Source organism: Streptomyces sp. NPDC048600 (assembly GCF_055587025.1).
In genome coordinates this window covers 37,461-48,596 of the sequence record NZ_JBVJGZ010000044.1, presented here as the reverse complement: position 1 = coordinate 48,596, position 11,136 = coordinate 37,461, and the positions used below count along the sequence as shown (strand labels likewise).

Here is an 11,136-nt window from a genome sequence, read left to right as displayed (position 1 = left end):
AACATCGGCTCCGTCCTCGGCATCGGCTTCCCCGGCTGGACCGGCGGCGTGCTCCAGTACATCAACGGCTACGAAGGCGGCCTGCCCGGCTTCGTGGCCCGCGCACGGGAGCTCGCCGAGCGCTACGGCCACCGCTTCACCCCGCCCGCGCTGCTCGTCGAGAAGGCCGGCAACGGCGAGACCTTCACCGACGCGCGCTGACGCGACGCACCGTCGCGGCCCCGGCGACCACCTCGCCGGGGCCGCAGTGCATCAACTCCGTAATAGGGCTGGAACAGGACGGTACGACCTCTTGCCGCGAGAGGGACAAAGGCCAACTCTGAGGCCAAAATCCATCGCGCGCCCTGGGGGGCCGTCATGTCGCATCTGCGCCCTGCCATGCGAAGACTCACCGCCGTCCTCGCCGTCTGCGTGCTGGGCCCGGCCGCCGTTCTGGTGGCCGCCCCCGCCGCCTCTGCCGAACCGGCAACTCCCGTCACCTATCCGGCGGGCGCGACCGCGACCCGCTACTCGGGCCTCGCCTTCGACGCGTGCACCGCCCAGCCGCTCGACTCGATCAAGGCCTGGAACGCCTCGCCGTACCGCGCCGTCGGCGTCTATGTCTCCGGCGTCAACCGCACTTGCCAACAGCCCGAGTTGACGCCCTCCTGGGTTGCCTCGGTGTCCAAGCTGAGGTGGCGGCTGCTCCCCATCCACAAGGGACTGCAACCGCCCTGCGGAGCCCGCCCGAGCGACGCCAAGATCAGCAGGACCCCGGCCACCGCCCGCTCCCAGGGCATCGCCGCCGCGACCGAGGCCGTCAAGGCGGCCAAGGCCCTCGGCATGCTGCCCGGCAGCGCCCTCTACAACGACATCGAGCACTACAGCCAGACCGACAGCACCTGCCGCACGGCCGTCCTCACCTACGTCTCCGCCTGGACCAGGGAACTGCACCGCGTCGGCTGGGTCTCAGGCGTCTACATGAACCTCAACCTCGGGGCCAAGCAGCTCTCCGACGTCTACACCTCCACCGCCTACGCCCGCCCCGACGCCCTGTGGATCGCCCGCTACGACGGCGTCGACTCCCTCAAGGGCTGGACGAACATCGCCGACTCCAAGTGGGCCCGCCACCAGCGCGCCAAGCAGTTCCGGGGCAGCCACGACGAGACGTACGGCGGTGTCACGATCAACATCGACACCAACCGCCTCGACACACCCGTCGCCACCGTCGCCCACTCCTACAAGGTGACCAGCGCGACCCCGCTCAACGCCCGCACCGGCCCAGGCACCGCCTACCCGGTGGCCGCCACCTACGCCCCGGGCGCCACGGTCAAGGTCGTCTGCCAGACACCCGGCACCAAGGTCGGCACCACCAGCGTCTGGAACAAGCTCAGCAGCGGCCAGTACGTCACCGACCACTACGTCGACACCCCGTCCACCACCGGCTACAGCGCCCCGCTGCCGCGCTGCGCCTACCCCTACCAGGCCACCGCCACGGGAGGCCTGACCGAGCGCAGCGGCCCCGGCAACGGCTACGCGGCCGTCGGCACCCTGCCGAACGGCGGCCTCGCCTGGGTCACCTGCCAGCGGGCCGGCACCCGGGTCGGCACGTCCTCGGTGTGGAACCGCCTGGACAACGGCCACTACGTCGCCGACCACTATGTGGCGACGCCGAGCTCCACCTCGTACAGCAAGCCGGTCCCGCGCTGCTGAACGGGCCGGCCGATCACGCGCGTGGCTCGCTGAGCCACGCGCGCAGCTCCTCCCGCAGCGACCGCTGAAACGTCGTCAGCAGAGCCTGCACGACCAGCGGATGCATGTGCGCGGACAGCGACTTCACCTCCTGCGGGGCGCGTTCGGCGACCGCCTCCCGCAGGAGCCGCGACAGTTCACCTGCCGCCGCCCGCGAGTGGGCGATCAGCGCGGTGCGCGCGGCCAGGATCGTCTCCTGCGACAGCGGTACGTCGAGCATCTCCACGCCGAGCCGCAGCAGCCCGGCGTCCACCCGGAAACGGCCGTCGTCCCCCCGGGCGAGCACATCCAGCGCGATCAGCCGCTCCACGTCCTCGTCGCCGAGCTCCCGGCCGGCCAGCCGCCCCAGCTCCTCCCGGGACACCGACTCCACGGACTCCGGGGCCCAGGAGGCCACGACGGCCCGGTGGATGGCCAGGTCGTGTGCGCTCAGGCCGGGCGGCAGCGTGCTGAGATGGCGCTCGATCGCGGCCAGCGTCATGCCCTGGCGCTGGAGCTCCTCGATCAGCGCCAGCCGCGCCAGATGCTCGGGACCGTAGTGCCCCACCCGGCGCGGACCGATCACCGGGGGCGGCAGCAGGCCCTTGGTGCCGTAGAACCGCACCGTGCGCACCGTGACGCCCGCGCGTGCGGCCAGCTCGTCGATGGTGAGGGCCGGCTCCCCGGCGTCCGTGGTCATGTGGAGCAGTATCGCTGTCACACCGGTCGCTGTGACACCAGTGGCTGTCCCCTCGGCGAGGTGGAGCCCGCGGGCGGCGTACCAGGGTCACTGTCAGTGGCACCCTCTACGGTGGCGTCATGTCGGGGATCACCTACGTCCGAGGCGACGCCACCCTTCCGTCCGTCAAGGGCGTGAAGATCATCGCCCATGTCTGCAACGACATCGGAGGCTGGGGCAAGGGTTTCGTCCTCGCCCTCTCCCGCCGTTGGCCGGAGCCCGAGGCCGCGTACCGCGCCTGGCACCGCGAGCGCGCGGGCAACGACTTCGCCCTCGGCGCGGTCCGACTCGTCCAGGTAGACCGGTATGTGCGGGTGGCCAACATGGTCGGCCAGCGCGGCATCCGCACGGGAAGCAAGGGCGTCCCCGTCCGCTACGAGGCGATAGCCACGGCCCTGGACCGGCTGGCGGCCCACGCCCTCGGACTCGGCGCGTCCGTGCACATGCCGCGGATCGGCTGCGGGCTGGCCGGGGGCAGGTGGTCCCGCGTCGAGCCGCTGATCGAGGACCGGCTGGCCGCACGGGGGATACCGGTCACGGTCTACGACCACGACGGCTGACGCCGTGCGTCGCGGCTTCCGCCCGCGGCCGGGATCAAGCGCCGCCTCGCGGCGTTTCCTTCTCCCGCCCATGCACCGCCCGTAGCTCTCGCTCAGGGACTCCTGCTCGTCGTCCGTCGTCGTCGGCTTTCCGTCTCGGTGGGCCGATTGGTGGGAATACTCCCTCCATGCCCGCCGCCCACGCGACTTTCGCCCTCGCCCCCGCGATCCGCGCCGGTGGGGTTCTGCCCGACGGTGCCTACCAACTGCACAGGGACTTCGTGGACTTCATCGTCGACGGCCGTCCGCTGCTGTTCCAGCTGTCCGACCTGGACGCGGTGTCCCCGCTCGCCTCCGACGTACCGCCCGCGATCTTCACCGCGCAGGTCCGCGCGCTGCTGCTGGAGCCGGAGGCCTCCGCGCCGCTGCCCGGCGGCAGATACGTGATCTACGGCTGCCCCGAGTGCGCGGATCTCGCCTGCGGTGCGGTCACCGCGGTGATCGAGCGCGACGGAGAGGACTACGTGTGGCGGGACTTCGCCTGGCAGACCGAGCCGGAGCCCGACCTGGAGCGCAACGGCTACCACGGCATCGGCCCGTTCCACTTCGCGGGCGAGGAGTACCGCGCGGCACTGGACGCCCTGACGCACACCGGCGACCGCCGCCGCGTCCTGCTCATCGGCGCCCGCGTGGCCGTCCTGGCCAGGCTCGCTGCGGCCCTGCGCGGCATCGGCATCGGTGCCGACATCACCCGGGACGCCGAGCACGTCCCCGACGAGGAACTGAGCGCCTACGGCGCCGTCGCCTTCGGCCGCGCGGTCGGCGAGCCGGAGCGCGCCGCCGTACGCGCCGCCTTCGACCGGGCCGGGGCCGACGTGGCGTACGTCGACGGTCTCGCCCCGGTCGTCCCCCTTCTCGTCGCCCAGATCGAGCAGGCCCTGGACCGCGGCCCGGTCGCCCGGCGGCGCCTGAACCGGCTGGAGGCGGCGGACGGCCACCTCTGCGTCGAGGTCGGCTCCTCCTGCCGGGTCCGCGTCACGGCGTACCGCCTGGACCGGCTCCACCGGACCCACACGCACGAGATCTTCGACGGCGTACTGGAGCCCGGCCCGCACCGCATCCCGCTGGACGCGAGAGCGACGCGCGGCGAGGCCTTCGTGGTGGCCCGCACCGCCGGGAACGTACTGGTCGCGGCGGTGCGGGCCACGGCGGACGGGCGGTCCGGCGCCGCCCATTAGGATCGGCCCCCTGATGACTGCCACCCTCGTCGCCAAGAATCTCGCCGCCGGACACGGCGACCGCGCCCTCTTCACGGACCTCGACCTGGTCGTCGCACCCGGGGACGTGATCGGCCTGGTCGGTGCCAACGGCGCGGGCAAGTCCACCCTGCTGCGCCTGCTCGCCGGGCTCACCGCGCCGGAACAGGGCGAACTGCGCCTCTCCCCGCCCACCGCCACGGTCGGCCACCTCCCGCAGGAGCCGGACCGCCGGCCGGGCGAGACGGTCCGTGCCTTCCTGGCCCGCCGCACGGGCGTCGCCGAGGCCCAGCGCGTGATGGACGAGGCGACGCAGGGCCTGGTCGACGGCACCCCCGGCGCGGACGACGCCTACGCGGCGAGCCTGGAGCGCTGGCTCGACCTCGGCGGCGCCGACCTCGACGAACGCGCGGAGGAAGTCGCCGACTCGCTCGGCCTCGCCGTGGACCTGGACCAGCCGATGACCGCGCTGTCCGGCGGCCAGGCGGCCCGCGCCGGCCTCGCCTCGCTGCTGCTCTCCCGCTACGACGTGTTCCTGCTGGACGAGCCCACCAACGACCTCGACCTGGACGGCCTGGAACGCCTGGAGCGGTTCGTCACCGGCCTGCGCGCGGGCACCGTCGTCGTCAGCCACGACCGGGAGTTCCTCACCCGCACGGTCACCAAGGTCCTCGAACTCGACCTCGCCCAGGGGCAGATCAACCTCTACGGCGGCGGCTACGACGCCTACCTGGAGGAACGCGCGACGGCCCGCCGGCACGCCCGTGAGGACTACGAGGAGTACGCCGACAAGAAGGCCGCCCTCCAGGACCGCGCGCAGATGCAGCGCGGCTGGATGGACAAGGGCGTGAAGAACGCCCGGCGCAAGGCGGGCAACGACAACGACAAGATCGGCCGCAAGTTCCGCAGCGAGGCCAGCGAGAAGCAGGCCGCGAAGGCCCGCCAGACCCAGCGCATGATCGAACGGCTGGACGTCGTCGAGGAGCCCCGCAAGGAGTGGGAGCTGCGTATGGAGATCGCCTCGGCGCCGCGCTCCGGCGCGGTCGTCGCGACGCTGCGGGACGCCGAGGTGCGCCGCGACGGCTTCACCCTCGGCCCGGTCTCCCTCCAGATCGACTGGGCCGACCGCGTCGCCGTGACCGGCGCGAACGGCGCGGGCAAGTCCACCCTGCTCGGCGCGCTGCTGGGCCGCGTCCCCCTCGACGCGGGACACGCGGCCCTCGGCTCGGGCGTCCTGGTCGGCGAGGTGGACCAGGCCCGCAAGCTGTTCCACGGCACCGAGGCCCTGCTGGACGCGTTCTGCGCTGCGGTGCCGGACACCGAGCCGGTGGAGGTCCGCACCCTGCTGGCCAAGTTCGGCCTCAAGGCGGACCACGTGGTGCGCCCGGCCGCCACCCTGTCACCCGGCGAACGCACCCGGGCCGCCCTCGCCCTGCTCCAGGGCCGGGGCGTCAACCTCCTCGTCCTCGACGAGCCCACCAACCACCTCGACCTGCCCGCCATCGAGCAGCTGGAGTCCGCGCTCGACGCCTACGAGGGCACCCTGCTGCTGGTCACCCACGACCGCCGGATGCTCGACGCCGTCCACGTCACCCGCCGCCTGGAGGTCGCCGACGGCAAGGTGACGGAACGTTAGGGCCCTTCCGGACGGTACCTACCGCTTGTCCTTCAGCAGGGCGCAGACGAAATCCTCCTGCACGGACCGCAGCAGCCGGAGCAGGTCCGGGGTCTGCGTCTGGTTGATCTGGCTGGTCGCGGAGAAGGACAGCGACCGGCGCCCGTCCGGCGTGGCCGCGATCAGCTGGGTGTAGCCGGCGGTGTTTCCGGTGTGCCCGAGCACCACGCCGCAGCGGGTGGTGTAGCGGAAGATCGCCAGCCCGGCGTCGTTGCGGCCGGGCCCGGCGGGTTCCGACGCGCCTCCGGGGATCCAGCGCCGCTGCTCGCGTACGACGGCCGGGCCGTACAGCCGCCCGCCCGCGTAGCCCCCTACGAACCGGGCCATGTCGGCGGGTGTCGAGACGATGCCGCCCGAGGCCCAGACGCCGGACATGCCGATCAGCTCACTGACGTCCTCCGGCGGCGGGGGCGGGCTGGTGTCGTAGCCGTGCAGATAGGGCCGCGGCATCCGGAACCCCTGCGGCAGGCTCGTGCGGTGCAGGCTGAGCGGGCGGTACACCAGCTCCGCGAGCAGCCGCTCGTAGCGCGTCCCGGTGACGGCCTCCGCCATCAGCGCGACGGCGATGTTGTCGGAGTTGGAGTACTGGTACCGGCTGCCCGGCGGGAACAGCAGCGGCTGGTCGGCGACGAAGTCGAGCAGTCTGCGCGAGTCGAACCGGTGGTGCGGGTCGGCGAACAGCAGGGAGAGGAAGCCGGGGCTCTTGGAGTAGTCCGGCAGGCCGCTGGTGTGGTTGAGCAGCTGGCGCAGCGTCACCGCGTGCCATGCCCGCGGCAGCCGGGGGAGGCGCTCGCCGATCGTGTCGTCGAGCCGCAGGTCGCCGAGCTGCACGAGGGACAGGGCCACCGCGCCGCTGTACGCCTTGGCCGTGCTGGCGATGCGCATATGGTCCTGCGGCTGGGGCTTGCGTCCCGTCTCCAGGTCCGCCACCCCGGCGCGCACGACCCGGCTGTGCCGGCCGTCCCGCAGTACGGCGATCACCCCGGGCGGCCCGCCCGGCGCCTTGACCAGCTCCTCCAGCCGCTGCTGCAACCCGGCGTCGCCGTACGGCGGTCCGGGGTGCGCGGCGGCTTGCGCGGGAGCGGGGGAGACCAGGGCCAGACAGACCGCGATCAGGGAGACGGCGGCCGGCCGGGACCGGCCACGGGCAGAGCGCTGGAACTGCATCGGTCACTCCGGAGGGGGGACGACGGGGCGTCCAGCTTCACCCGCCCCTCCCCGACCCGTCCGCCGCGACTGCTGCACATGGCTCAACCCCCACGCGGTCGCCTCCGGCGCGGAGGGAACCGGGATCGGGCAGGTCCGCAGCGGTCGCCCGGACCGGTTACCCCGGCCCGGTGCCGCCGGGCGGAAGCCGGAGGCAGCGGGCTCAGCGGTCGTCCCGGTCCGGGAACGCCGTTCGGGAGCCGGGCGCGCGGTCCCGGCCGACTCGGTCACGTCGGCCCGGTCACCCACATCGGGGCCTCCGTCCGGGAGCCGGACGAGCGGGCGCGGTCGCCCCGGCCTGGTCACGTCGGCCCGCTCGTGCGGCCTCGTTCGCCGGCGCCCAGTTGCCCGGCTCGCTCACGCGGGCCCCGGCCCGCTGCCGCCCGGGCGGGAGCCGGAGCAGCGGGCCCGGCAGTCGCCGCAGCCCGGTTCGCCGGGCCCCGGGTCACCTCGGCCCGGCCTGCCCCGGCCCAGGTCACCCCGGCCCGGGGACTCCGTGCGGGCGGCTGATCAGCGCTTGCCCTTCTTCGGGTCCAGCAGTCCCGCCTTGCGCAGTGCGTCCGCCATCGCGCTGTTGGCGGGCGGCGGGGCCTGGCGGGAGCCGCCGCCACCGCCGCCGGCGCGGTTCTGGCGCTGCTGCGGGGGCCGTCCGCCGCCGCGCTGCTGACGGCCGCCGCCGGAGGGCTGGGCGCCCTGCGGCGCGGCCTCGTCGTCCAGCCGCAGCGTCAGGGAGATCCGCTTGCGCGGGATGTCCACGTCGAGGACCTTCACCTTGACGATGTCGCCCGGCTTGACCACGTCCCGCGGGTCCTTCACGAACGTCTTCGACATGGCCGAGACGTGCACCAGCCCGTCCTGGTGGACACCGACGTCGACGAACGCGCCGAACGCGGCGACGTTGGTGACGACGCCCTCCAGCACCATCCCGGAGACGAGGTCGGAGATCTTCTCCACGCCCTCCTTGAAGGCGGCCGTCTTGAAGGCCGGACGCGGGTCGCGCCCCGGCTTCTCCAGCTCCTTCAGGATGTCGCTGACGGTCGGCAGACCGAAGGTCTCGTCGACGAACTCCGTCGGCTTCAGCGAGCGAAGCACCGAGGTGTTGCCGATCAGCGCGGCCACCTCCTGACCGGCGGTCTTCACCATCCGCCGGACCACCGGGTACGCCTCGGGGTGCACGCTGGAGGCGTCCAGCGGGTCGTCGCCGCCCCGGATGCGCAGGAAGCCCGCGCACTGCTCGTACGCCTTGGGGCCGAGCCGCGCCACCTTCTTCAGCTCGGAGCGCGAGCGGAACGGGCCGTTGGCGTCGCGGTGCGCCACGATGTTCTCGGCGAGGCCCGAGGAGATGCCGGACACGCGCGAGAGCAGCGGCGCGGAGGCGGTGTTGACGTCCACCCCGACGCCGTTCACACAGTCCTCGACCACCGCGTCCAGCGAGCGCGACAGCTTCACCTCGGACAGGTCGTGCTGGTACTGGCCGACACCGATCGACTTCGGGTCGATCTTCACCAGCTCGGCCAGCGGGTCCTGGAGCCTGCGGGCGATCGAGACCGCGCCGCGCAGCGACACGTCCATGTCGGGCAGTTCCTGCGAGGCGAAGGCCGAGGCGGAGTACACCGAGGCACCGGCCTCGGACACCATCACCTTGGTCAGCTTCAGCTCGGGGTGCCTGGTGATCAGCTCACCGGCGAGCTTGTCGGTCTCGCGGGACGCCGTGCCGTTGCCGATGGCGACCAGCTCGACCGCGTGCTCCTTGGCCAGCCGTGCCAGCTTGGCGATGGCCTCGTCCCACTTGTTGGCCGGGACGTGCGGGTAGATGACGTCCGTCGCGGTGACCTTGCCGGTGGCGTCGACGACCGCGACCTTCACGCCCGTACGGAAGCCCGGGTCCAGGCCCAGCGTCGCCCGCGTGCCGGCCGGGGCGGCGAGCAGCAGATCGCGCAGGTTGGCGGCGAACACACCGACCGCGTCGTCCTCGGCGGCCGTGCGCAGCCGCAGCCGCAGGTCGATGCCGAGGTGGACCAGGATGCGGGTGCGCCAGGCCCAGCGGACGGTGTCGGTGAGCCACTTGTCGCCGGGGCGGCCGCGCTCGCCGATGCCGAACCGGCCCGCGACGATCCCCTCGTACGAGGAGGGGCCCTCGGTGGCCTCCTCCGGCTCCAGGACGAGATCGAGGACGTCCTCCTTCTCGCCGCGCAGCATCGCCAGGACGCGGTGCGAGGGCAGCTCGGTGAACGGCTCCGCGAAGTCGAAGTAGTCGGCGAACTTCGCGCCCGCCTCCTCCTTGCCCTCGCGCACCTTGGCGGCCAGCCGGCCACGCACCCACATGCGCTCGCGCAGCTCGCCGATCAGGTCGGCGTCCTCGGAGAAGCGCTCGGTGAGGATCGCGCGGGCGCCGTCCAGCGCGGCCTGCGGGTCGGCGACACCCTTGTCGGCGTCGACGAAGGCCGCGGCGGCGGCCAGCGGCTCCACGCCCGGGTCGCCGAGCAGGCCCTCGGCCAGCGGCTCCAGACCGGCCTCGCGGGCGATCTGCGCCTTGGTGCGCCGCTTCGGCTTGTAGGGCAGATAGATGTCCTCCAGGCGCGCCTTGGTCTCGGCACCCCGGATCTGCGTCTCCAGCTCGCCGGTGAGCTTGCCCTGCTCACGCACCGACTCCAGGATCGCCGTGCGGCGCTCCTCCAGCTCCCGCAGATAGCGCAGCCGCTCCTCGATCGTGCGCAGCTGCGCGTCGTCGAGCATCTCGGTGGCTTCCTTGCGGTACCGGGCGATGAAGGGCACCGTCGAACCGCCGTCGAGCAGCTCCACCGCAGCCTTGACCTGCCGCTCCCGTACGCCGAGCTCCTCGGCGATCCTGCCTTCGATGGACGCTGCCAGGGGTGTCGTCACGATCGCGTACCGCCTTCTCCACTTCGGGTTGCGCGGCAATTGTGGCAGGTGGCACCGACAGCGGGGGATGAGGGCACGCCACCGGACCCCATGGCAGGAAAGGTGGGGTGCTCGTCATTGCGGCCATGACGGGGCCGCCGAAGAATCGAGGGCATGGCGCAGCGAACCGTGCTCGTCGTCCTGTTCGACGACGTCCAGAGCCTCGATGTCACCGGCCCCGTGGAGGTTTTCGCGGGCGCCGCGGCCTGTGTGCCGGGCGCGTACACGATCCGTACGGCGTCCCTGGACGGCGGTCCGGTGCGCACCTCCAGCGGGCTGACCCTCGTACCGGACGGGGCGCTGACGGACGCGGAGCAGCCGGATCTGCTGCTGGTGCCGGGCGGCCGGGGCACCCGCGCGGCGGATCCGCGCCTCGTCGGCTGGCTGCGCGGCAGCGGCCCGCGGGCGCGGCGCCTGGTGTCGGTGTGCACGGGCGCGATCCTGCTGGCCGAGGCCGGGCTGCTGGACGGCCGCCGGGCCACCACCCACTGGGCGTACTGCGAGAAGCTGGCCCGCGACCACCCGGAGATCGAGGTGGAATCCGACCCGATCTACGTACGGGACGCACATGTGTGCACCTCCGCCGGGGTCACCGCGGGCATCGACCTGGCCCTCGCCCTGGTGGAGGAGGACCTCGGCCGGGAGGTCGCGCTCACCGTCGCCCGGCACCTGGTGGTGTTCCTGCGCCGGCCGGGCAACCAGGCCCAGTTCAGCGCCCAGCTGGCGGCCCAGACGGCGGCGCGCGAACCGCTGCGCGACGTCCAGCAGTGGATCACCGAGAACCCGCGCGGAGACCTGTCCGTCGAGGCGCTCGCCGGGCGCGCCCGGCTCTCCCCTCGCCACTTCGCCCGCGCCTTCCGCGCCGAGACCGGACTGACGCCCGGCCGTTACGTGGACCGGGTCCGGCTGGAACACGCCCGCCGGCTGCTGGAGGACACCGGCGACGGGGTCGAGGAGATCTCGCGCGCCAGCGGCTACGGCACCCCGGAGGCCATGCGCCGGGCCTTCGTGCGCGCCCTGGGGACCGCGCCCGTGGAGTACCGGCGCCGCTTCCGCCCGGCCCGGGGCGGCCACTGACATCCCGGGACC

The 11,136-nt window shown here is 73.2% G+C and carries 9 protein-coding genes; 6 read left to right on the top strand and 3 right to left on the bottom strand.

Annotated elements, in window-relative coordinates; genetic code table 11:
• A partial coding sequence (locus ACZ6SQ_RS35965; protein WP_469569789.1) for a hypothetical protein occupies window positions 1–201 on the top strand: 201 nt, incomplete at its 5' end.
• 177 nt (window positions 202–378) lie between these two features.
• Window positions 379–1,692, top strand: a complete 1,314-nt coding sequence (locus ACZ6SQ_RS35960; protein WP_469569786.1) for a glycoside hydrolase domain-containing protein — start codon at window positions 379–381, stop codon at window positions 1,690–1,692.
• A 13-nt stretch (window positions 1,693–1,705) separates the two neighbouring features.
• On the opposite strand, the gene ACZ6SQ_RS35955 is transcribed toward ACZ6SQ_RS35960, so the two are convergent.
• Window positions 1,706–2,410, bottom strand: a complete 705-nt coding sequence (locus tag ACZ6SQ_RS35955) for a MerR family transcriptional regulator (protein WP_469569784.1) — start codon at window positions 2,408–2,410, stop codon at window positions 1,706–1,708.
• Window positions 2,411–2,529: 119 nt separating this feature from the next.
• On the opposite strand from ACZ6SQ_RS35955, the gene ACZ6SQ_RS35950 reads away from it, so the two are divergent.
• The 3 genes from ACZ6SQ_RS35950 (at window position 2,530) to ACZ6SQ_RS35940 (ending at window position 5,880) form a co-directional block, all read left to right on the top strand.
• Window positions 2,530–3,009 carry a macro domain-containing protein gene (locus ACZ6SQ_RS35950; protein WP_469569781.1) on the top strand — a complete coding sequence of 160 codons (480 nt, stop codon included), beginning with the start codon at window positions 2,530–2,532 and terminating at the stop codon, window positions 3,007–3,009.
• Window positions 3,010–3,176: 167 nt separating this feature from the next.
• The gene (locus ACZ6SQ_RS35945; protein ID WP_469569779.1) at window positions 3,177–4,226 is read left to right on the top strand and encodes an oxidoreductase; all 1,050 of its coding nucleotides are present in this window, start codon (window positions 3,177–3,179) and stop codon (window positions 4,224–4,226) included.
• Window positions 4,227–4,239: 13 nt separating this feature from the next.
• Window positions 4,240–5,880, top strand: a complete 1,641-nt coding sequence (locus ACZ6SQ_RS35940; RefSeq protein ID WP_469569777.1) for an ABC-F family ATP-binding cassette domain-containing protein — start codon at window positions 4,240–4,242, stop codon at window positions 5,878–5,880.
• 18 nt (window positions 5,881–5,898) lie between these two features.
• Here the strand turns inward: ACZ6SQ_RS35940 and ACZ6SQ_RS35935 are convergent, their stop codons facing one another.
• Window positions 5,899–7,086, bottom strand: coding sequence for a serine hydrolase domain-containing protein (locus tag ACZ6SQ_RS35935; RefSeq protein WP_469569775.1), 1,188 nt, complete (start codon window positions 7,084–7,086; stop codon window positions 5,899–5,901).
• A 549-nt stretch (window positions 7,087–7,635) separates the two neighbouring features.
• Entirely contained in the window at window positions 7,636–10,008 is a 2,373-nt protein-coding gene (locus ACZ6SQ_RS35930; RefSeq protein WP_469569774.1) for a Tex family protein, read from the bottom strand.
• Between the two features lie 153 nt (window positions 10,009–10,161).
• On the opposite strand from ACZ6SQ_RS35930, the gene ACZ6SQ_RS35925 reads away from it, so the two are divergent.
• A complete protein-coding gene (locus tag ACZ6SQ_RS35925; RefSeq protein WP_469569772.1) occupies window positions 10,162–11,124 on the top strand; it encodes a GlxA family transcriptional regulator in 963 nt (320 codons plus the stop codon).
• Window positions 11,125–11,136: the final 12 nt, after the last annotated feature.